The 21,484-nt window shown below is 62.7% G+C and carries 16 protein-coding genes; 7 read left to right on the top strand and 9 right to left on the bottom strand.

Translation table 11 applies throughout. The features are described 5' to 3' along the window. Nucleotides 1–22: 22 nt before the first annotated feature. Together ccoG and AC07OP_RS01770 are read right to left on the bottom strand one after the other, a co-directional pair. Nucleotides 23–1,432, bottom strand: coding sequence for a cytochrome c oxidase accessory protein CcoG (gene ccoG / locus AC07OP_RS01775; protein WP_495101575.1), 1,410 nt, complete (start codon nt 1,430–1,432; stop codon nt 23–25). Between the two features lie 184 nt (nt 1,433–1,616). Further along, a complete protein-coding gene (locus AC07OP_RS01770) occupies nt 1,617–1,856 on the bottom strand; it encodes a DUF3203 family protein (protein WP_495101574.1) in 240 nt (79 codons plus the stop codon). Nucleotides 1,857–1,976: 120 nt separating this feature from the next. On the opposite strand from AC07OP_RS01770, the gene AC07OP_RS01765 reads away from it, so the two are divergent. Beyond that, the gene (locus AC07OP_RS01765; RefSeq protein ID WP_495101573.1) at nt 1,977–2,468 is read left to right on the top strand and encodes an MgtC/SapB family protein; all 492 of its coding nucleotides are present in this window, start codon (nt 1,977–1,979) and stop codon (nt 2,466–2,468) included. On the opposite strand, the gene AC07OP_RS01760 is transcribed toward AC07OP_RS01765, so the two are convergent. Beyond that, complete coding sequence (locus AC07OP_RS01760; RefSeq protein ID WP_168209022.1) at nt 2,446–2,622, bottom strand: hypothetical protein; 177 nt, start codon at nt 2,620–2,622, stop codon at nt 2,446–2,448. The genes AC07OP_RS01765 and AC07OP_RS01760 overlap by 23 nt on opposite strands. A gap of 204 nt (nt 2,623–2,826) precedes the next feature. Here AC07OP_RS01760 and AC07OP_RS01755 point away from each other — a divergent pair, with 204 nt between their 5' ends. From AC07OP_RS01755 to AC07OP_RS01740, 4 genes are all read left to right on the top strand, one after another. Further along, nucleotides 2,827–4,815 carry an alpha-1,4-glucan--maltose-1-phosphate maltosyltransferase gene (locus tag AC07OP_RS01755; RefSeq protein WP_495101572.1) on the top strand — a complete coding sequence of 663 codons (1,989 nt, stop codon included), beginning with the start codon at nt 2,827–2,829 and terminating at the stop codon, nt 4,813–4,815. A 95-nt stretch (nt 4,816–4,910) separates the two neighbouring features. Then, nucleotides 4,911–8,258 (top strand): maltose alpha-D-glucosyltransferase, encoded by a 3,348-nt coding sequence (gene treS / locus AC07OP_RS01750; protein WP_495101571.1) that lies wholly within the window; start codon nt 4,911–4,913, stop codon nt 8,256–8,258. Then, complete coding sequence (gene glgB, locus AC07OP_RS01745) at nt 8,255–10,492, top strand: 1,4-alpha-glucan branching protein GlgB (RefSeq protein WP_495101570.1); 2,238 nt, start codon at nt 8,255–8,257, stop codon at nt 10,490–10,492. The genes treS and glgB overlap by 4 nt, the downstream gene beginning before the upstream one ends. A 51-nt stretch (nt 10,493–10,543) precedes the next feature. Further along, on the top strand, nt 10,544–11,710 hold the full coding sequence (locus AC07OP_RS01740) for a GGDEF domain-containing protein (protein WP_495101569.1): 1,167 nt from the start codon (nt 10,544–10,546) through the stop codon (nt 11,708–11,710). 8 nt (nt 11,711–11,718) lie between these two features. On the opposite strand, the gene AC07OP_RS01735 is transcribed toward AC07OP_RS01740, so the two are convergent. The 6 genes from AC07OP_RS01735 to AC07OP_RS01710 form a co-directional block, all read right to left on the bottom strand. Beyond that, nucleotides 11,719–13,905, bottom strand: a complete 2,187-nt coding sequence (locus AC07OP_RS01735; protein ID WP_495101568.1) for a hybrid sensor histidine kinase/response regulator — start codon at nt 13,903–13,905, stop codon at nt 11,719–11,721. 172 nt (nt 13,906–14,077) lie between these two features. After that, the gene (locus AC07OP_RS01730) at nt 14,078–14,929 is read right to left on the bottom strand and encodes a CAP domain-containing protein (protein WP_092488588.1); all 852 of its coding nucleotides are present in this window, start codon (nt 14,927–14,929) and stop codon (nt 14,078–14,080) included. Nucleotides 14,930–15,010: 81 nt separating this feature from the next. Further along, complete coding sequence (locus AC07OP_RS01725; protein WP_141157580.1) at nt 15,011–16,336, bottom strand: MFS transporter; 1,326 nt, start codon at nt 16,334–16,336, stop codon at nt 15,011–15,013. 57 nt (nt 16,337–16,393) lie between these two features. Further along, nucleotides 16,394–17,587 carry an L-2-hydroxyglutarate oxidase gene (gene lhgO, locus AC07OP_RS01720; RefSeq protein ID WP_115486179.1) on the bottom strand — a complete coding sequence of 398 codons (1,194 nt, stop codon included), beginning with the start codon at nt 17,585–17,587 and terminating at the stop codon, nt 16,394–16,396. 108 nt (nt 17,588–17,695) lie between these two features. After that, entirely contained in the window at nt 17,696–18,406 is a 711-nt protein-coding gene (locus AC07OP_RS01715; RefSeq protein WP_115486178.1) for a FadR/GntR family transcriptional regulator, read from the bottom strand. 38 nt (nt 18,407–18,444) lie between these two features. After that, entirely contained in the window at nt 18,445–19,668 is a 1,224-nt protein-coding gene (locus AC07OP_RS01710) for an MFS transporter (protein WP_495101567.1), read from the bottom strand. A 113-nt stretch (nt 19,669–19,781) separates the two neighbouring features. Between AC07OP_RS01710 and AC07OP_RS01705 the strand changes: the two genes are divergently transcribed. Both AC07OP_RS01705 and AC07OP_RS01700 read left to right on the top strand, forming a co-directional pair. Further along, nucleotides 19,782–20,666 carry a LysR family transcriptional regulator gene (locus tag AC07OP_RS01705; protein WP_495101566.1) on the top strand — a complete coding sequence of 295 codons (885 nt, stop codon included), beginning with the start codon at nt 19,782–19,784 and terminating at the stop codon, nt 20,664–20,666. A gap of 55 nt (nt 20,667–20,721) precedes the next feature. Continuing rightward, nucleotides 20,722–21,387, top strand: a complete 666-nt coding sequence (locus AC07OP_RS01700) for a GNAT family N-acetyltransferase (protein WP_092488582.1) — start codon at nt 20,722–20,724, stop codon at nt 21,385–21,387. Nucleotides 21,388–21,484 lie beyond the last annotated feature (97 nt).

The following is a 21,484-nucleotide window of genomic DNA, read 5'->3' as shown; positions in this document are numbered from 1 at the left end:
CATCATTTCCGACAGCGAGGTCTCAGCGGTTCAGTGGTGCCACAAAGCGGCTGTCGGCGGCGCTGTAGATCCACGGCTCGTCCACATCCGAAACCTTGAAGCGCACTGTCTGCGAACTGCTCGCCGGCTTGTCGGCCAGCAACGCCACCGACACCGGCACATCGACGATTTCCCCCGGTGCCAGGCTGATCTCGATCTTGCCTTGCAGTTGGAAACCCTCTGCATCCAGCAGTTCCACCCGGTATTCCTGGCGCTGCTGTGTCTTGTTGATGACCTTGAGGCTGTAGATGTTTTCGATCTGGCCCTGGGCGTTCTCGCGGAACATGCCACGGTCCTTGGTCACGTCCAGCGACACCATTGGCCGCTCCACCAATGCCACCACCAACGCCGCAATCATCACCAGCAGCACCGCACTGTAGCCGATCAGGCGCGGCCTGAGCAGGTGGGTCTTGCCGCCTTGGAGTTGATGCTCGGAGGTGTAGCTCACCAAGCCCCGCGCATAGCCCATCTTGTCCATGATCGAATCGCAGGCGTCGATACACGCTGCACAGCCGATGCATTCCATTTGCAGGCCGTCGCGGATGTCGATGCCGGTGGGGCAGACCTGCACGCACAGCTGGCAGTCAATACAGTCGCCCAGGCCGACAGCGGCTGGCGTGACCTCGCGTTTACGCGGGCCGCGATGCTCGCCACGGGCGCTATCGTAGGAAATGGTCAGGGTGTCTTTATCGAACATCACGCTCTGGAACCGCGCATACGGACACATGTGCATGCACACCGCTTCACGCAGCCAGCCGGCGTTGATGTAGGTGGCGGCGGTAAAAAACAGCACCCAGAACAGACTCACGCCGCCCATTTGCCAGGTCAGCAGTTCGGCGGCCAGGGGGCGGATCGGCGTGAAGTAGCCGACAAAGGTCAGCCCGGTGAGCACGCTGATGCCCAGCCACAACGTGTGTTTGGCCGAGCGTCGCGCGAGTTTGTTCAGGCTCCAGGGCGCCGCTTGCAGCTTGATACGCTGGTTGCGCTCGCCCTCGGTGACCTTTTCGCACCACATGAACAGCCAGGTAAACGAGCTTTGCGGACAGGTGTAGCCACACCACACGCGGCCGGCGAACACCGTAATCGCAAACAGGCCGAAGGCACAGATGATCAGCAACGCCGATAACAGGATGAAATCCTGGGGCCAGAAGGTGGCGCCGAAAATATGGAATTTGCTTTCGGCCAAGTCCCACAGCACGGCTTGCCGCCCACCCCAGTTCAGCCACACCGTGCCGAAAAACGCCAGGAACAGAAAGCCCGCGCCAGCCACGCGCAAGGTGCGGAACAGGCCGGTGAAACTGCGGGTATGGATCAGGTTGTCGCTGGATTTGGCCTTCACCTTCTTTGGGTGGATCGGCTCAAAGGTTTCCACGGTTGGGATTCGTTCGCTCATGGTCGTTCGCTCATCAGCCTCCATCAGGCCGATGAACTATGCGCGCCGGTCTGTTTGCGTAACAGACTCAGGTATGGCGATAAAAAGCGGATCAGATGGGCTTTGGCGATACACCTGCGTCAATGTGCTGCACCCCATGGCGCTTGAGGTGCAGCCAGCTCTGGCGCGTGCTGATACAGATCAATTAAATCAGCGAACCAGGTTCTTCAGCCTTTACATGCTGGCGCCCATCATGGGCACCTGCCACCGTCAGGGCGTCGGCCTCGGCTTCGGTGATATAGATCCGCTCGGCCGCCAGTTCCACGTACGACATGGATTTGTCGGTGTCGGTAACGATATTGACCCGGGTCGCCGGCACACTCTGTTCCTGGCCGTTCTCATCGAGCCTGAAGTAGCACAACTGGTTTTCGATACGTATTGTCATGTCGATCTCCTTTTCATGGGCTGTGTAAGGTTAGGGTTCGGCGATGCAGGCGCGTTCAAGGCAACTGACTGGCGGTCGCCGCTGTCCATCCTTCATCAATAAAGACAAAGGACAGTGTTCATGGACGCCTGGTGGAATGAAGTGTGGCAAACCCTGCAGGCCGAATTTGCCGATATCGGCGACGCCCGACAGCTCACCCAGATCACCGTGCGCCTGGTGATCGCCGCGATCCTGGGCGGCATTCTCGGGTTCGAACGCGAGAGCAAGGGCAAGGCCGCCGGCGTGCGCACCCACATGCTGGTGGCCTTGGGCGCGGCGCTGTTTGTCATGGTGCCGCAGATGTCGGGTAATCAGGCGGATGCCATGAGCCGCGTGGTACAGGGTGTGATTGCCGGGATTGGGTTCCTGGGCGCCGGCACCATCATCAAGGGCAAGGATGATGACGAGGGGCATGTGAAGGGCCTGACGACGGCTGCCGGTTTGTGGATGACCGCTGCGATTGGGGTCTCGGCCGGATTGGGTCGGGAATCGACAGCGGTACTGAGTACCTTGTTGGCCTTGGCGGTGTTCAGCGTGATGCCAAAAATCGTCAAGCGATTTGAGAAGGACTGACGATCACCGGCGGCATGGTCGTCGGCGGTTCCTCTACCGGTGGCGGTTCATTTTCCGGCGGTTCCTTCTCGGGAATCGGCTCGGGCTCCGTGGGGGGCAAGGTCGGGTTGTCGATATTCGGGTCTGGGGTTTCTGCCGGGATCGGGATATTCATCGGTGTGGCCTCCTTTGTGCTTTGCTCTGTTGGTGGACATCCGCCGGGGCCAATTGATTCCCCGCCCAATGGCGGTAGATCCAGCTGAACTTTTAACCCAGGCCCAAGCTCGGACCTATAGCGGCCCTGCTCAGGGAGAGCGCGGCCGTATCGGAATTCGGATCAAGCAAAGAGCGTCCACAGGGCGTAAGGGGAAGATGCTCGATGACTGCTGAAACACTGGCTCCAGAAGACTCCATATTGCCGCTGTCCCAGGCGCTGTTGCTGCCCAGGATCGCGATCGAAAGCACTTCACCCGTGATCGACGGCGGCGAATTTGCCGTCAAGGCTGTGGTAGGCCAACGGGTCAACGTCACCAGCAAGGTATTCGCCGATGGCCACGACAAGCTGGCCGTACTGATCCGCTGGCGCCCGCTGCATGAAGAAAGCTGGCACAGCGTGGTCATGAACGACGTGGGCAACAATGGCTGGGAAGGGGCGTTTACCGTTACCGTCCAGGGCCCTCACGAATACTGCATCGAAGCCTGGATCGATACCTTCGCCAGCTTCTGCTATGAACTGCGCAAAAAACATGAAGCCGGGGTGCCGGTCAGCCTGGAATTGCAGGAAGGCCGCAGCCTGGTGCTGCAGGCCGCCGAACGCAGCGACAACGAACTGCGCGACCGCCTGATGCTGTTGCACCACGAACTCTCCGGTTTGCTGGAAACCGAGCAGGTCGCGCTGTTTTTGCACGAAGACAGTGCACACCTGATGACCCAGGCCGACCACCGCGCCTATTTGAGCATCAGCACCGTCTACCCGATTGATGTGGAGCGCGAGGCGGCGCAGTTTGCCAGTTGGTACGAGCTGTTTCCCCGTTCGATCACCGACGATCCGGCCCGCCACGGTACCTTCAACGACGTGCACTCGCGCTTGTCGATGATCCATGACATGGGGTTCGACGTGCTGTACTTCCCGCCGATCCACCCGATCGGGCGCAGCCACCGCAAAGGCAAGAACAATTCCCTGACCGCAGGCCCCGATGATCCGGGCAGCCCCTATGCCATCGGCAGCGAGGAGGGCGGCCACGAGGCCATCCACCCGCAGTTGGGCAGCCGTGATGACTTCCGGCGCCTGGTCAAGGCCGCCGCCGAGCATGGCCTGGAGATCGCCCTGGATTTCGCCATCCAGTGCTCCCAGGACCACCCGTGGCTCAAAGAGCACCCGGGCTGGTTCAACTGGCGCCCGGACGGCACGATCAAATATGCCGAGAACCCGCCGAAGAAGTACCAGGACATCGTCAACGTCGACTTCTATGCCGCGGATGCGATCCCAGGCTTGTGGACCGAACTGCGCGACATCGTGGTGGGCTGGGTGGAAGAGGGCGTGAAGACCTTTCGCGTCGACAACCCCCACACCAAGCCGCTGCCCTTTTGGCAGTGGCTGATCGCCGATGTACGGGCAAAGTATCCCGAGGTGATCTTCCTCGCCGAAGCCTTCACCACCCCGGCGATGATGGCGCGCTTGGGCAAGGTCGGTTACTCCCAGAGCTATACCTACTTCACTTGGCGCAATACCAAGGCCGAACTGGCCGAATACCTGGCGCAATTGAACGAGTCGCCGTGGCGCGAATGCTACCGGCCGAACTTCTTCGTCAACACGCCGGATATCAACCCAGGCTTCCTGCATGAGTCCGGGCGCCCAGGTTTCTTGATCCGCGCCGCGCTGGCCACCATGGGTTCGGGTCTGTGGGGCATGTATTCGGGCTTTGAGCTGTGTGAAGCGGCTCCGGTGCCGGGCAAAGAGGAATACCTGGACTCGGAGAAATACGAGATTCGCCCTCGGGACTTCACCGCACCCGGCAATATCATCGCCGAGATCGCCCAGCTCAACCGCATCCGCCGCCAAAACCCGGCCTTGCAGACCCACCTGGGCCTGAAGCTCTACAACGCCTGGAACGACAATATCCTGTACTTCGGCAAGCGCAGCGAGGATGGCAGCAACTTCATTCTCGTAGTCGTCAACCTCGATCCGTTCAATGCCCAGGAGGCCCACTTCGAGTTGCCGTTGTGGGAATTGGGCCTGCCGGACGATGCGCACACCCAGGGTGAAGACCTGATGAACGGCCACCGCTGGACCTGGTATGGCAAGACCCAGTGGACTCGGCTGGAGCCGCAGATGCCGTTCGGGATCTGGCGCATCAGCACCTCCTGAGCCTGGTGAAGATCAACATGTGGGAGGGGGCAAGCCCCCTCCCACATTGACCCGGTTCAGTCTGCACGATTTTTCGAGTATTTCAGGAGTTTCCAATGGCGAAGAAACCCAAGGCTGCCACCTTCATCAAGGACCCGCTCTGGTACAAGGACGCGGTGATCTACCAGGTTCACGTCAAATCCTATTTCGACTCCAACAACGACGGCATCGGTGATTTTCCCGGCCTGATCGCCAAGCTCGACTACATCGCCGACCTGGGCGTCAACACCATCTGGCTGCTGCCGTTCTACCCCTCGCCACGCCGCGATGACGGCTATGACATCGCCGAATACCGAGGCGTGCACAGCGACTACGGAACCATGGCCGATGCCCGGCGCTTTATCGCCGAAGCCCACAAACGCGGGTTGCGGGTCATCACGGAGCTGGTGATCAACCACACCTCCGACCAGCACCCGTGGTTCCAGAGGGCACGCAAGGCCAAGCCGGGTTCGGCGGCGCGGGACTTCTACGTGTGGTCCGATGACGACCAGAAATACGACGGCACTCGCATCATTTTCCTCGACACCGAAAAGTCCAACTGGACCTGGGACCCGGTCGCCGGCCAGTACTTCTGGCACCGTTTTTATTCCCACCAGCCGGACCTCAATTTCGACAACCCGCAGGTGATGAAAGCCGTGCTGTCGGTGATGCGCTACTGGCTGGACATGGGCATCGACGGCCTGCGCCTGGACGCCATCCCTTACCTGATCGAGCGCGATGGCACCAACAACGAAAACCTGCCGGAAACCCACGACGTCCTTAAGCAGATCCGCGCCGAGATCGACGCCCATTACCCCGACCGCATGCTGCTCGCCGAGGCCAACCAATGGCCGGAAGACACGCAACTGTATTTCGGCGACCGCAAGGGCGATGACGGCGACGAATGCCACATGGCGTTTCACTTCCCGCTGATGCCGCGCATGTACATGGCGCTGGCCCAGGAGGATCGCTTCCCGATCACCGATATCCTGCGCCAGACGCCGGAGATCCCCGCCAATTGCCAATGGGCGATCTTCCTGCGCAACCACGATGAGCTGACCCTGGAAATGGTCACCGATAAAGAGCGCGACTACCTGTGGAACTACTACGCCGCTGACCGCCGCGCACGCATCAACCTGGGCATTCGCCGGCGCCTGGCGCCCTTGATGGAGCGCGACCGTCGCCGGGTCGAGTTGCTCAACAGCCTGCTGCTGTCGATGCCCGGCACGCCGACCCTGTATTACGGCGACGAAATCGGCATGGGCGACAATATCTACCTCGGCGACCGCGATGGCGTGCGCACGCCGATGCAATGGTCCATCGACCGCAACGGCGGTTTCTCCCGCGCCGACCCGGCCAGCCTGGTGCTGCCACCGATCATGGATCCGCAATACGGCTACCTGTCGGTCAACGTCGAAACCCAGGCCCAGGACCCGCACTCGCTGCTGAACTGGACTCGCCGCATGCTGGCGGTGCGCAAGCAGTCCAAAGCGTTTGGGCGCGGCAGCCTGAAAATGCTCTCCCCAAGCAATCGCCGCATCCTGGCGTATACCCGCGAATTCACCGGCGAAGACGGGCGCAACGAAATCATCCTGTGTGTGGCCAACGTCTCGCGCAGCGCCCAGGCGGCCGAGCTGGACCTGTCGGCCTTTGCCGGCATGGTCCCGGTGGAGATGCTCGGCGGCAATGCGTTCCCGCCCATCGGTCAATTGAATTTCCTGCTGACCCTGGCGCCGTATGGCTTCTATTGGTTCGTGCTGGCGGCGGAAAACCAGATGCCCAGCTGGCACGTGGAGCCGGCGCAAAGCATGCCGGACTTCACCACCCTGGTGCTGAAAAAACGCATGGAAGAGCTGCTCGACGAACCCTGTCGCACCGCCCTCGAACGGACCTCGCTGCCTGCCTGGCTGCCCAAGCGCCGTTGGTTTGCCGGCAAGGACACCGCCATCGACAGCGTGCGCATCGCCTACGGTGTGCGCTTTGGCGACCCGCAGCACCCGGTCTTGCTCAGCGAGCTGGAAGTGACCGCCGGTGGCCAGGTCAGCCGTTATCAGCTGCCGTTCGGTTTTCTTGGCGAAGATCAGTTCACCAGCGCCTTGCCGCAACAGTTGGCCCTGGCCCGCGTACGGCGGGTGCGTCAGGTCGGCCTGGTGACGGACGCCTTCAGCCTGGAGCATTTTATCCGCGCGGTGATCCAAGGCCTGCAGGCCGGTACCGTGTTGAACGGCAGCGACGGCGACCTGCGTTTTGAAGCCACGCCACACTTGGACACGCTGCAACTGACGGACGAGTCGCCGGTGCGTTACTTGTCTGCCGAGCAGTCCAACAGCTCGGTGGTGGTGGGCGAGAGCCTGGTGCTCAAGCTGATCCGCAAAGTCAGCGCCGGGGTGCACCCGGAGCTGGAAATGAGCGCCTACCTGACGCAGGCGGGTTACCCGAATATCTCGCCGCTGATGGGCTCGGTGATTCGCCATGATGGCGCCGGCCAGGACAACCTGCTGATGATCGCCCAGGGCTACCTGAGCAACCAGGGTGACGCCTGGAGCTGGACCCAGAACAACCTGGAACGTGCGATTCGCGATGAACTGGCCGAGGCCATCTCCGAGCAGGAACAGCATTACAACGCACTGGGCGAGCTGGCGGACTTCGCCGGGCTGCTCGGCCAGCGCCTGGGTGAAATGCACGGGGTACTGGGTGCCAAAACGACCAATAAGGACTTCAAGCCCGAATCGACCAGCGCCAAGGATACCCAGGCCTGGGCCAAGGACGTTGGCGCGCAGATCGACCGTGCATTGCAATTGCTCAAGCTGCATCAAAGCCAATTGAACCCTGCCGATCAGGCGCTGGTCAGTGAATTGCTGGCGCAGAAAAAAGCCATCGGCACGCATGTCCAGGCGCTGGCGAAAGCCACCTTGGGCGGCCTGCGCATTCGGGTTCATGGTGACTTGCACCTGGGCCAGGTGCTGGTGGTGAAGGGCGATGCCTACCTGATCGACTTTGAAGGCGAACCGGCGCGGCCGCTGCATGAACGGCGCGACAAGCACAGCCCGTATAAAGATGTGAGCGGCGTGTTGCGCTCCTTTGACTATGCGGCGGCCATGGCCTTGAACGTGCAAGGGGTGGATCACTCGCCCGCAGCGGACCAGGCGCGCAGACGCGTGACCGATCGTTACCTGAAAGAGGCCCGCCAAGCATTTATCCAGGCTTATCAGGCCGCTGCGTCTACACTGGCGCATGACTGGCAGGATGCCAAGGGCCAGGACGCAGCGCTGACGTTGTTCAGCCTGGAGAAGGCCGCGTATGAGGTAGCGTACGAAGCGGAAAACCGCCCGACCTGGTTGCCGGTGCCCCTGCAGGGCTTGCACGGGTTGTTGAGCGGGATTACATCTAAATCGAACACTGCACGCGGTGGGGAGACGTCATGAGCTTTACGAATAAAGAACCGCTGCAACCTAAGTTGACAGCCATGCCGGCGTCCAAGGACGTCGAAGCGTTGGTGCGCGCCGAGCACCACGACCCGTTTTCCATTCTCGGGCCACACGATGACGAGCAGGGCGGGCAATTTATCCGCGCGTTCCTGCCGGAAGCCTTGAGTGTCCAGGTGCTGAGCCGCGATGGCGGTGAACAGATCGGCAGCCTGGATGCGACCCAGGTGCCGGGCCTGTTCGTCGGGCAGTTCAACACCCGCCAGGCGTACTTGCTGAAAATCCAGTGGGCCGGTGGCGAGCAGATCACCGAAGACCCTTACAGCTTCCAGCAACTGTTGCTGGGGGAGATGGACCTGTACCTGTTCGCCGAAGGCAACCACCGTGACCTCAGCAGTTGCCTGGGGGCCCAGGTGACCAGCGTCGATGGCGTAGACGGCGTGCGTTTTGCCGTGTGGGCGCCGAATGCGCGGCGGGTTTCGGTGGTGGGAGACTTCAATATCTGGGACGGCCGCCGCCACCCGATGCGCCTGCGGCATCCTTCGGGCGTGTGGGAAATCTTCATTCCACGCCTGCAACCTGGCGCCGCCTACAAGTACGAAATCCTCGGTGCCCACGGGATTCTGCCGCTCAAGGCCGACCCGATGGCGCTGGCGACCCAGTTGCCACCCGATACCGCCTCGAAAGTCGCCGCGCCGTTGCAGGTGGACTGGCAGGACCATGAGTGGATGCAAGCGCGGGTCGAGCGCCAGAAGGCCACGGCGCCGCTGTCGATCTACGAGCTGCACGTGGGCTCCTGGCAGTGCGAGCTGGACGAGGCCGGCGAAGTGGCGCGCCAGTACACCTGGCGCGAGCTGGCCGAGCGGTTGGTGCCGTATGTGCAGCAACTGGGCTTCACCCACGTCGAATTGATGCCGATCATGGAACACCCGTTCGGCGGTTCGTGGGGTTACCAGGCGCTGTCGCAGTTCGCACCGACGGCGCGTTTTGGTTCGCCGGAGGATTTCGCCTATTTCGTCAACGCACTCCATCAGGCCGACATCGGCGTGATCCTCGACTGGGTGCCGGCGCATTTCCCCACCGACACCCACGGCCTGGCGCAATTCGACGGCACTGCGTTGTACGAATACGCTAACCCGCTGGAAGGCTTCCACCAGGACTGGGACACGCTGATCTACAACCTGGGCCGCACTGAGGTCCACGGCTTCATGCTGGCCTCGGCGCTGCATTGGCTCAAACACTTCCACATTGACGGGCTGCGCGTGGATGCGGTGGCGTCGATGCTGTACCGCGACTATTCGCGCAAGGCCGGCGAATGGGTGCCCAACCGCCATGGCGGGCGCGAGAACCTGGAAGCCATCGACTTCCTGCGCCACTTGAACGACGTGGTAGCACTGGAGGCGCCCGGCGCCCTGGTGATCGCCGAAGAGTCCACCGCCTGGCCCGGCGTCAGCCAGCCCACCCAACAGGGCGGCCTGGGCTTCAACTACAAGTGGAACATGGGCTGGATGCACGATTCTTTGCATTACATCCAGCAAGACCCGGTCTACCGCGCCCACCACCATAACGAGCTGAGCTTCGGCCTGGTGTATGCGTGGTCCGAGCGTTTCATCCTGCCGATTTCCCACGATGAAGTGGTGCACGGCAAGCACTCGCTGATCGACAAGATGCCCGGCGACCGTTGGCAGAAGTTTGCCAACCTGCGCGCCTACCTGGCGTTCATGTGGATGCATCCGGGCAAGAAGCTGCTGTTCATGGGCTGCGAATTCGGCCAGTGGCGCGAGTGGAACCACGACCAGCAACTGGACTGGTACTTGCTGCAGTACGCCGAGCACAAAGGCGTGCAAAAGCTGGTGGGAGACTTGAACCGCCTGTATCGCGAGGAACCGGCCCTGCACGAGCAGGACGATGCCCCCCAGGGTTTCCAATGGCTGATCGGCGACGATGCGATCAACAGCGTCTACGCCTGGCTGCGCTGGAGCAAGGATGGCAAGCCGGTGCTGGTGGTGGCCAATTTCACCCCGGTGCCCCGTGAGGCCTACAAGGTGGGCGTACCGTTCGGTGGGCGTTGGAGCGAGGTAATCAACAGCGACGCCGACACCTACGCGGGTTCCAATTATGGCAATGGCGGTGGCGTGTTCACCGAGGATGAGCCACGCCATGGGCAACCGGTGTCGCTGTCGTTGAACCTGCCGCCGTTGGGGGTGCTGATTTTGCGGCCTGAGGCGAGTTAACGGCTCTACCTTGCTGGATTCAGTTGTCCACGCTGCTGGCAGGGTGCCACAATGGCGCCTTTGTCATGGCAGTCGAATCGAGCACATTTCATGAATGGCCTTGAGCGTGAGCAGGACCAGGATTGCGTTATAGAGGAGCAGGTGCGAACCGACCGTTTGCACCAGTTGTTTCGCCAGTCATTTGCAGCCATTTTCGGCAGCTACATGGCAGCCGCCATGCTCTGCTGGCTGTGCTGGGAGCGCTTCGATCACACGTTGATGCTGGTGTGGCTGGTGCTGCTGGGTGCCTCGTCGCTGCTGCGGGTCAAGATGTTCCTGGACTGGTTCCGCTGCCCCAACAGCGAACGCACCCCGGACCGCTGGGAGCGCCGCTACTGGGTCACGCTGGTACTGTCCGCGAGCATTTGGGGGGCTGGGGCACTCGCGCTGATGCCCCCCGATGATCGGTTGTCCCAGGCGCTGGTGATGCTGTTCACCGTGGGGATGTCGGTCAGTGCGGTGTCGTGTTATTCGGCCTATCGCTATATGACTCTGGTGTCCATCGGCCTGGTGTTGCTGCCGTGCACCCTGTGGCTGTTGTTCCAGCCCACATCGATGCAAGTGGGTATCGGTATCGCGGTCCTGGTGTTTTCCACGTTTGTGGCCAGTGCCACGCGCAAGTTGTCCGATGCGCTGGAGAAAGCCTTTCGCCTGACCCGGCAAATGGAGCGCGCCCACAACATCTCGACCCGTGCCGCGCAGACCGATGAGCTGACCGGCCTGATGAACCGCCGGGCATTTTTCGAACATGCGCAATTGCTGTATGCGCAATGCCGCCATAACCAGCAGCCGCTGTGCGTGCTGATGATGGACATGGACCACTTCAAGCAAATCAACGACACCTATGGGCACCAGGCCGGTGATCAGGTGTTGCGCCAGATTGGCGGGGTGATCAGTGCGTCGTTCCGCAAGGCTGATGTGTATGGCCGCTTGGGCGGCGAAGAGTTTGCGGTGTTGTTGCCCAATACGTCGTTGGACACCGCGCGCAATATTGCCGAGGACCTGATCAAGGCTATCGCCGGTTTGGCCGCCGAGCCGGTCAAGGGGCTGTCAGCCAGCCTTGGGGTGGCGTTCACCCATGCCGTGGACGAGGACTTGCACGGCCTGATGAACAGCGCCGACAAAGCGCTGTACCGGGCCAAGGCGCTGGGCCGCAACCAGGTGGCCGTGGCGGAGTAGGGCGCGGCTCAGTCCTTGTGCATGGCCTTGATCAATACCCGCGAAACCTGCTCGGCAGAGTAAGGCTTGGGCAGGAACTCGAAGCCGTCATAGCCATTGTCTGCCAGCTCTTCGCTGTAGCCCGAGGTCAGTATCACCGGCAGGTCCGCTCGACGCTGGCGCAACAGCTTGGCCATGGCGACGCCGGTGATACCGGGCATGACCACGTCGGAGAAGATCACATCGAAGGCACTCCCATCGTGCCCGGCAAGGGTCAGGGCCTGTTCGGCATCGGTCACCCAGGTGGCCTGGTAGCCCAGGTCTTGAAGAATCTGGCTGGCAAACCGCCCGATCTCCAGGTTGTCCTCCACAATCAGCACCCGGCACTGTGATGTGTCGTGGGACGAAGCCGGTGTTTCCTCGCAGGGGGGTGGCAGCGCTGCTTCGGCTTCGACCTGGGGCAGATACAAGGTGAATACGCTGCCTTGGCCGGGCGTGCTGGTCACATCGATATTGCCCCCCGACTGCTTGGCGAAGCCGAAGACTTGCGAGAGGCCCAGGCCGGTGCCTTTACCCACCGCCTTGGTGGTGAAGAACGGCTCGAAAATGCGTTCGACGGTGTCTTCGGGAATGCCGGGGCCGGTATCGGCGAGCGAAATGGCGACATACGCCTTACCCGACCCGGCGTCGCCGCGAATATGGGGCAACGGCTGTGCCCCGAGGACTTTCAGGGTCAGGGTGCCCTGGCCCTCCATTGCGTCCCGTGCATTGAGGGCGATGTTGATCAGTGCGGTTTCAAACTGGCTGGCATCGATCCGCGCAAAACACGGCTGCGAAGGCATCTCGACACGTACATGAATGCGCGCGCCTGTGACGCTCTCCAGCATCTCGCCAATGTTCTGTACGCGCTGGCCCACGTCGAAGACTTCCGGGTTCAGCGGTTGGCGGCGGGCAAAGGCGAGCAATTGGCTGGTCAACTTGCTGGCCCGCTCTACGGTATCCGCCACTGCGCCCATATAGCGCTGGCGACGCTGTTCCGACAGGTCTGGCTGACGCAGGAAGTCCACCGATGAGCGAATGATGGTCAGCAGGTTGTTGAAGTCATGGGCCACGCCGCCGGTGAGTTGGCCGATGGCTTCGAGTTTCTGCGACTGGCGCAGCGCGGCTTCGGCCTTGGCCAGCGCCAGGGTGCGTTCTTCGACGCGCTGTTCCAGCGTGGTGTTCAGTTCGGCATAGGCCGCCAGGCCCTTGCGCACATCGGCATCGGCACGCACGCGCTCGATATGCGCCCAGGAGCGCTCGGTGACTTCCCGCAACAGGGCCAGGTCGTAGGGTGACCAGGGGCGTGGGCTTTTGTCATGGACGGCCATCAGGGCGGTCAGGCGACCGTTCTTGATCAGCGGCATGCAGATCGTCGCCGTCACCCCCAGGGCCTGGAAGGTGGCGGACTCTGCGGGCGGCAACTCGCGCAGATTGTCGTGGATCACTAGGGGCTCGCCGGCGCGCAGGCATTTGACGGCCATCTCGCCGAACGCCGCCAGGCTGTAGCGGCCAATGATGCTGGGCGAGCCGGGCGCGGTCCAATTGTCTCGAATGGTAAAGCCGTCTTCATCGGCGTCCATGTCGGCGTAGGCGCAATTGCTCACCTGCAGGTGCTCGGCCAGCAAACGGGTGGTGCTGGTCATGATGGCTTCGGCATCGACGGCGTTGACCACCGCGTTGCCGATGGCGTCCAGCACCGCCAGGCGGCGTGCCAGGAACACCGTGGCGGTGGTCTCGGTGACGGTGTCGAGCATGCCGACCACCTTGCCTTGGGGATCGCGGATCGGGCTGTAGCAGAAGGTGAAGTACGCCTGCTCCCGCCTCGGGCCGCGTTCAATCACCAGGGGGAAGTTTTCGATATAGGTGGCGTGGCCCTCGAAGGCGGCGTTGGCGATGTGGCTGACGTCATCCCACACCTCGGCCCACACTTCGTTGAACGGGCGCCCCAACGCGTAGGGCTTGCTACCCAGGATCGGGATAAACGCATCGTTGTAGAGCGTGATCAGCTGCGGACCCCAGACAATCGCCTGGGGAAAGCTGGAGGCGAAGCACAGCGCCACGGTGGTCTTTAACACGTCCGGCCACTGTTCCAGCGGTCCTAGGGGCGTACTGGCCCAATCATGCTGACGGACTTGCTCAGCCATGTCGCTGCTGCTTTGCAGCCAATTCATCATTGGGAGAACACCTTGTATTCCGGAATCTTCAACGCGCCCGCAAGGATGTGGCGTAAAGCTACAGACCTGTCTGGTCGCTGCCAGTTCAGCACGATTATCCGCTAGATGGCATTTTGATGCTGTATTCGTTTGAAAGAGCGAAGGGCCGGGGGGGTGGGCGATTGCCCAACCCTTATTGCGTGCCGAATAAAGCGGTCCAGTAGATGCCCGCGTCACTCTTCGGGTCCATGGCATAGGCTGCGCCCAATTCGCGAAATTGCGGGTTCATCAGGTTGGCGCAATGACCCGGGCTGGCGAGCCAGCCGTCGACCACCTTGCGCGGGGTGTCCAGGCCGGCGGCGATGTTTTCGCCGATGTTTTTCGCGATATACCCGGCCAGTTCCGCGCGGTCGCCAGGCGTGCGGCCGTCGTGGTCCAGGTGGTCGAAGAAATTGCCGTTGGCCATGTTGCGCGTGTGGCTGTTGGCGGCCCCGGCCAGCGCCTCGTTCCACGACAATGGCGTGGTCGCGGTAAACGCCTGGGTACCGCACTGGCGCGGTTGCGTGCGGGCGGCATTGATCAGGTCGAGCAGCTTGCGGCCTTCGGTTTGCCAATCGCCCAGGCCGCTGGACAGCAACGGGCGGGCCAGCACGATGCGCCAGTCCTGGCCGCTGTTGCTCACGCCGATGTCGACGAATTGCGGGTCCAGCACCACCCGGCAGAAACTCTCGCGTACGGCTTTCATGGCTGCCTGGGCGTCCTTGGGCCCGGACAGGCTGATGGCCTGCACATTGACCATCGGGTACGCGGCACGGGCCAGGGCCTGCTGCAGGTCGCCGACGTTACTGGCCGGCAGCACCAGCCGTGTATCGTTGGCCAGCGGTGGCAGTTCCTGGGAACCCTGGTCGCCGCAGCGCTGCACCTGGCTGCGGTACTCGTTGATCTGTTGCACCAACTGACTTTCTTCATTCGCCATCGCGCTGGCGCAGAACACCGTACTGGCGGCCAGCGTCGTAAGACCCATCATCAATGACAGAACGCGCATGGACGTTACCCTTGAGCTTGAAAGTGCCCATGATGCGCGATGTGGGTGCGTCCATGCACCCGTTGGTCCGAACTTTTTTGCTCAGTTCTTGAATGCAGAGTGTTTGCGGCCCTGGTCGCACAAGGCAAATACCACCACCAGCAGCGCGGATATACCGAGGATGATCACCACGCCATCGGTGGAGTGGGTGGCCGATGCCGCCACCATCGACAGGGCGCCCAGCGGCGCCAGGCCACCGGCGATGGCCGTGCCGATTTCGCGCCCGGTGCCGAAGCCCGAAGAGCGGGTCTGGGTCGGGAACTGGCGGCTGAGGAACGAACCCTGTGGGGCAAACATCATCGGCGCCAGGATGCCGGTACCTACGCCGATGGCGATGTAGATCATCAGGCTTTCGCCGGTATTGAGCAGGGCCAGGAACGGGTAGGCGAACAGCAGCGAGCAGACCCCACCGAGGATCAGCACCAGCTTGCTGCTCCACTTGTCGCAGAGCCAGCCGAAACACGGCACGGCGACGATGGCGATCAGGCTGGCGATGGTCACCGACAGCGAGGTGACGTGTACATCCACGCCTTTGAACTGGGTCAGGTAGGCCAGGGAGAAGGTCTTGAAGATGTAGCTCAGGGCGTTGTAGCCAATGGCAACGAAGAACACCACGGCGAGGCCCTTCAGGTCGTTCTTGAACAAGGCTTTCAGGGGCGAAGCCTTGGCCTTGGCGGCTGCTTTGGTCAGTTCCTTGAACTCGGGGGTTTCCGGAATGCTGTTACGCACCCACAGGCCGACGCCGACCAGGACGATGCTGCAGATAAACGGAATGCGCCAGCCACCGGCCAGGAGGAACTCATTACCGTTGATGGTCAGCAGGTACACGGTAAGCGACGACAGCAACAGGCCCAGGTTCAGGCCCAGTGCGGGCCACGCACCCTGGCTGCCGCGCTTGCCCTGGGCGGCGTGTTCGTAGGAGGTGACTGCCGCCCCCGACAGCTCGGCACCGGCGCCCAGGCCCTGGATGATGCGGATGAACACCAGCACGATCGGTGCCCAGATGCCGATGGAGGCGTAGCTGGGGATCAGGCCGATCAGCGTGGTGCACACGCCCATCAGGCAGAAGGTCAGCACCAGTACCTGTTTGCGCCCGAACTTGTCGCCCAGGTAGCCAAACAGGATGCCGCCGAACGGGCGTGCAATAAAGCCGATGGCGAAGGTGGAGAAGGCCATCAGCGTGGCTGCCTTCGGATCGCTGTTATCGAAGAAGATCTTCGAGAACACAATGGCCGCCATGGTGGCGTACAGGTAAAAGTCGTACCACTCCAACATCGAGCCAAAGATGGTTGCCGCTGCGACTTTGCGCAGGCGTTTGCGCGTTTGCTCGGGCGTTTCGGTGCCGGAGAGGGGGGCGGATGCCGTCATGCTGTACTTCCTTCTGGTTCTTTGTAGTTATTGTCAAATGGACGTGTGGTGCGGGGGTTACTCGGGCGTGAACAGGCGGTCGGCGATCATCGCGCCGATCGGCATGGCTGATGTGGCGGCCGGCGAGGGCGCGTTGCAGACGTGGAGCATTCGCGGGGTCTGGGCGAACAGGAAATCGTGCACCAGGCTGCCGTCGCGCATCACGGCCTGGGCGCGGATGCCGGCTTCGTAGGGCAGCAGGTCGTCGAGGTTCAGCGACGGGCAATACTTGCGGCATTGCTCCAGGTAGCCGGACTTGAACAGCGAATTCTTCATCTCGGTGGTGCCTGAACCGAGGTTTTGCCAAAGGGTTTTCCAGAAGCCGGGGAAGCTGGCGTACTGCGCCACGTCGCGCCAGTTGACCGAGAACTTGCGGTAGTTCTCGCGACCCAGGCCCAGCACGGCATTCGGGCCGACGGTCACGCTGCCGTCGATCATGCGCGTGAGGTGCACGCCGAGGAACGGCAGCTGCGGGTCTGGAATCGGGTAGATCAGGTGGTTGACGATGTTGTTCTTGGCGGCCGGCAGGCGGAAGTACTCGCCGCGAAACGGGATGATCTGGTGGTCGATCTTCACCCCGGCCAGCCGCGCCAGACGGTCCGACTGCAGCCCGGCGCAGACCACCAGGTGGCGCGCCTGCCATGTTTCGCCGTGGGTGTTGATGGTGACGTGATCGCTGTTTTCGCGGATGCCGGTGACGGTGCGCTCCAGGCAGATCTCGCCACCGCTGCGGCGGATCACTTGGGCCATGGTCTCGCACACCTGGCGATAATCGACGATGCCGGTGGCGTCCAGGAACAGCCCGCCCAGGCCGACGATGTTCGGTTCACGCTGGCGCAATTGGTCGGCATCCAGGCGTTCGACCTGCATGCCGTTGAGTTGGGCGCGGGCATACAGCGCTTCCATTCGCTGCATTTCCAGGGGGCTTGAGGCCACCAGCAGCTTGCCGCAGACCTCGAACTTGATGCCGTGCTCGGTGCAGAACTGCTTGGTGGCTTCGGCGCCGCGCTTGCACAGGTCGGCCTTGAGGCTGCCGGGTGCGTAGTAGATGCCCGCGTGGATCACACCGCTGTTGTGGCCGGTCTGGTGCCTGGCCAGCACCGGTTCTTTTTCGAGGATCACCAGGGACGCACCGGGCTGGCGCTTGAGCAGTGCCATCGCGGTGGCGAGGCCGACGATGCCGCCGCCGATAATGCAAAAGTCGTGAATCATTGCGGGTACCTAGGGTTGCCCATTTTGGTCTGCTTATCAGGTTGTCAGACTAATGGTTTTGTTAAAAAAATGGCGTGTCCGGGACACGCTTCAAACGGGTGGAATCCTTCAGTGCTTGGCCGGCAACTCCAGGCTCAGGCGCCGCGCCGCCGCACGCAGGTGGGCCTCGGCGTTGGCGGCGGCGCGCTGGGCGTCACCGTCGGCAATGGCCTGATAAAGCAGTTGGTGTTCCTGGGTGGCATCGGCAGAACCGGTCACAAAGCGTGACGCGGAGTTTTCCCAGGCGGTCTTGCGCGCGCTGGCCAGTTGGCTGCGCAGGAAGTCATGGAAGGCTACGAAGTAGTCATTCTTGCTCGCGTCAGCGATGGCCCGGTGGAACTCCACGTCGGCCAGGGCGGCGGCTTCGAAGTTGTCGCGTTTGTCCTGCATGTCCTGCAAGGCGCTTTTCATGCGTACCAGATCGGCGTCATCGCGGCGCTGGGCGGCAATCGCGGCGGCCTGGGTCTCGATCCACAGGCGCACTTCAAACATCTGCGCCAGGTCGGGGCGCCGTCCGTTCGGCAGGGGAAAGCGGAATACCGTGCCGGCAGGCGTCTGGGAAATGAACGAGCCCAAGCCCCGGCGCGCGGTGATGACACCGTCGGCCTTGAGCTGGGCAATGGCCTCGCGCACCACGGAGCGGCTGACGTTGAGCTGTTCGGCCAGTTGCTGTTCGGTGGGCAGGCGCGATTCGGGCGGTAGCTCGCCGGCGTCGATTTCTGCGCGGATCGCACTGACAACCCGCACGACAAGCGAATCGGGACGTTGAAGCTCAAGCATGGGGCAACCTTGGTGATCAGGTTGTCAGACAATAGTCGTTACGATTTTAGCTTGTCAATGTTTGCGTGCTGCGGGCTGTTCACGCGACCTCTTGCTATGGCCAGGGCGAGCAGGATCAAACCGGCGGCGACGCCAAAGGTTGTGTGCAGGCCATCTGCGACTGATTGCGGGGTGCCATGGGTGACATCAGGGGTTGCCCAGGCGAACACCGTGCCCAGTGCCGATGCGCCGCCAATCAGCCCGAGGTTGCGCGACAGGTTCAGCCAACCCGAGAGCGTGCCTCGGTTGGTGCCCTGTGCGGCCTTCATCACGGCGGTGTTGTTGGCGGTCTGGAACAGGCTGTAGCCCGCCGTCAGGATCACCAGCGAACCCAGGTAGGCCGGCAGTCCTGAGGCCAGCGCCAGCAGCAGCGCACCGCCGAGCAGGGTGCCCAGCCCCGCGAAGGTCATGTGCCGGCTGCCCAGGCGGTCGGTGAGGCGACCCGCCGGTACGCCGGTCAGCGCCGCGACACACGGCCCGACCGCCATGGCCAGGCCCATCCATTCAGGCGCGAGCCCCAGGCCTTGGGACAGATAGAACGGCCCGACCACAAAGGTGGCCATGATCACCGCGCTGACCAACGCGCTCATGACCAGGCGACTGCGCAACGAAGCGTCCTCCAGGGCGCGCCAGAACCCGGCCTGTGCAGGCAATCGCCCGTGGCGGCGATCAAGGGGCAAACAGCGCCAGGCAAGGACGAAGGCCGCTAACCCCAGGGGCGCACCCGCCAGAAACAGGGCCCGCCAACCCCATAGGCTCACTAACACCCCACCGACACTTGGCCCCAGTGCCGTGCCGACTGCCGACAGCGTGCCCAGCAGGCCCATTGCGCGGCCGGTATGCTCCGGAGGCACCGTATCACCGACCATTCCCAGGGCCATGGCCATCATCACGGCGGCACCGAGCCCTTGCAGCGCGCGTGCGGCAATCAGCCCATTCAATGTCGGCGCCGCACTGCACAGCCCGCATGCCAGCGCGAACAGCAATAACCCGGCGAGCAACAGCCGACGCCGGCCCAGGCGGTCGCCCAGGCGGCCCGCACTCACGATCACCAGCGTGATCGCCATCAGGTAGGCCAGCACCACCCACTGCACGGCATGAAACGACGCATCGAATGCCTGTACCAGGCTGGGCAGGCCGACATTGGCGATGCTGGTGCCGAGGGCGGCGAGCAACATGGACAGCGACAGGCTGGCAAGGCCGCCGCGTGAAGACGTATGCATGGAAGATTCCTTGGGTGGACGCAACTGTCACAAATCTACGGCCTGGCCTAACATGGCGGAAGACGCAGGGTTTGCAGTTAATACCTGCGTCAAACGCCTGCTAAGGAGCGCCCATGCCCGACTTTAATCTGCTGATCACCCTGGATGTCTTGCTGGCCGAAGGCAGTGTCGCCCGAGCGGCCAAGCGCTTGCAGTTGAGCCCCTCGGCCATGAGCCGGGCGCTGGCGCGCTTGCGCGAGACCACCGGCGATCCGCTGTTGGTCCGCGCCGGTCGCGGGCTGGTACCGACGCCGCGGGCGCAGGCATTGCGTGAGCAGGTCAGCCGCCTGGTGCAGGACGCCCATGCGGTGCTGCGCCCGGCACACGCCCTGGACCTGGCCCAGGTGGAGCGCACCTTCACCTTGCGCACCAGTGAAGAGTTCGTCGAAAACTTCGGTCCCGCGTTACTGGCGCGCATCGCACGGGACGCGCCTGGTGTACGCCTGCGTTTCGTCAGCAAGACCGACAAGGACAGCAGGTTGCTGCGCGAAGGCAGCGTCGACCTGGAGACCGGTGTGGTCGACCCCGACGCCAGCCCCGAAGTGCTGACCCAGGCGCTGTTTCGCGACCGTTTGATTGGCGTGGTGCGCAGCGGCCATCCCTTGAGCCAGGGCGACATCAGTGCCGAGCGGTTTGCCCAGGGGCGGCACGTCTACGTCTCGCGGCGCGGGCAGGAGCGCGGCCAGATCGACGATGGGCTTGAAGCCCTGGGCTTGACGCGGCAGATCGGCACCGTCGTCGCCGGGTTCGCCACGGCCATCGCCCTGGCCCGCGACACCGACCTGATTGCCAGCGTGCCCGAACGCTACACCGCCCATCAGCGCGAAGGCCTGTACAGCTTTGCGTTGCCGTTGACGCTGGCACCGTTCACCGTGGCGATGCTCTGGCATCCGCGGCTGGATGCCGACCTGGCCCACCGCTGGTTGCGCGGGTGTGTGCGTGAGGTGTGCGGGCACTGAACGGCCTGCAACAGGTACAATCGCCGCTGCCTTGACGCGAAACCCAGGAATCTGCATGTTCAGCCTTACCCGCTACACCACTCCGTGCCCCGAGCCCATCAATGCCCAGATCCTGCAGATGGTGGTGGACAACCTCACCGACATCAGCAGCGTCGCGCTGCCGCCGAGCAACCTGCTCTACAACATTTACCAATACGCCATCGGCTTTGAGGTGCACCTGTACCTGGAGGCAGTGGGCGGGTCGAAGGGGATTGCCGTTGAGTTGATCGTGGCGATGCTCGAGGAGCAGGTGATTGGCTTTTGCCTGTATCTGCCGGTGAAGGATGATCCTGAGGCCTGTGGCATCGCCTTCATGGCGGTGCAGGCCGGTTTCCGGCGCCAGGGTGTGGCGCGCGGGATGATGGCGGACGTGCTGGCGCGCTATCCCCATGCCGAGTTGGCCTGTGCCGTGGAGAAGGTAGCGGCCTTCGAGGCCATGGGGTTTCAAGTGCGGGGTGCGCGGGGCACCCAGGTGTTGATGAATACCCGGGACTACGGCACCGATGGCTTGATGGGCGTGTTGGATGTGGCGGCGATCTATAGTTCGCTGGAGGTACGCCAGATCCATACCTACCTGCTGCAAAAACACGGCAAGCGGGCGATGGTGGATGCCGAGAAACAGCGTGATCGGCACCTCGATCAACTGGCCCGCAAGGTCCAGCTGTTTGTGGCAGGGCGTTAGCCTGGCCTGGTTGGCTTTTTTTGTGGTGAGCGGGCTTCTGTGGTGCGCTTGCCTCTGTGGTGGGCGGGCTTGTTGTGGTGAGCGGGCTTGCCCCGCG

This window comes from Pseudomonas sp. GW821-FHT09D08 (assembly GCF_059416305.1).
The sequence above is the reverse complement of the archived record's forward strand: the minus strand, read 5'-3'. Positions and strand labels throughout refer to the sequence as shown.

Coding starts and splice junctions, on each gene's coding strand:
- ccoG (WP_495101575.1), bottom strand. CDS start 1,432: ATGAGCGAACGAATCCCAACCGTGGAAACCTTTGAGCCGATCCACCCA.
- AC07OP_RS01770 (WP_495101574.1), bottom strand. CDS start 1,856: ATGACAATACGTATCGAAAACCAGTTGTGCTACTTCAGGCTCGATGAG.
- AC07OP_RS01765 (WP_495101573.1), top strand. CDS start 1,977: ATGGACGCCTGGTGGAATGAAGTGTGGCAAACCCTGCAGGCCGAATTT.
- AC07OP_RS01760 (WP_168209022.1), bottom strand. CDS start 2,622: ATGAATATCCCGATCCCGGCAGAAACCCCAGACCCGAATATCGACAAC.
- AC07OP_RS01755 (WP_495101572.1), top strand. CDS start 2,827: ATGACTGCTGAAACACTGGCTCCAGAAGACTCCATATTGCCGCTGTCC.
- treS (WP_495101571.1), top strand. CDS start 4,911: ATGGCGAAGAAACCCAAGGCTGCCACCTTCATCAAGGACCCGCTCTGG.
- glgB (WP_495101570.1), top strand. CDS start 8,255: ATGAGCTTTACGAATAAAGAACCGCTGCAACCTAAGTTGACAGCCATG.
- AC07OP_RS01740 (WP_495101569.1), top strand. CDS start 10,544: ATGGCGCCTTTGTCATGGCAGTCGAATCGAGCACATTTCATGAATGGC.
- AC07OP_RS01735 (WP_495101568.1), bottom strand. CDS start 13,905: ATGATGAATTGGCTGCAAAGCAGCAGCGACATGGCTGAGCAAGTCCGT.
- AC07OP_RS01730 (WP_092488588.1), bottom strand. CDS start 14,929: ATGCGCGTTCTGTCATTGATGATGGGTCTTACGACGCTGGCCGCCAGT.
- AC07OP_RS01725 (WP_141157580.1), bottom strand. CDS start 16,336: ATGACGGCATCCGCCCCCCTCTCCGGCACCGAAACGCCCGAGCAAACG.
- lhgO (WP_115486179.1), bottom strand. CDS start 17,587: ATGATTCACGACTTTTGCATTATCGGCGGCGGCATCGTCGGCCTCGCC.
- AC07OP_RS01715 (WP_115486178.1), bottom strand. CDS start 18,406: ATGCTTGAGCTTCAACGTCCCGATTCGCTTGTCGTGCGGGTTGTCAGT.
- AC07OP_RS01710 (WP_495101567.1), bottom strand. CDS start 19,668: ATGCATACGTCTTCACGCGGCGGCCTTGCCAGCCTGTCGCTGTCCATG.
- AC07OP_RS01705 (WP_495101566.1), top strand. CDS start 19,782: ATGCCCGACTTTAATCTGCTGATCACCCTGGATGTCTTGCTGGCCGAA.
- AC07OP_RS01700 (WP_092488582.1), top strand. CDS start 20,722: ATGTTCAGCCTTACCCGCTACACCACTCCGTGCCCCGAGCCCATCAAT.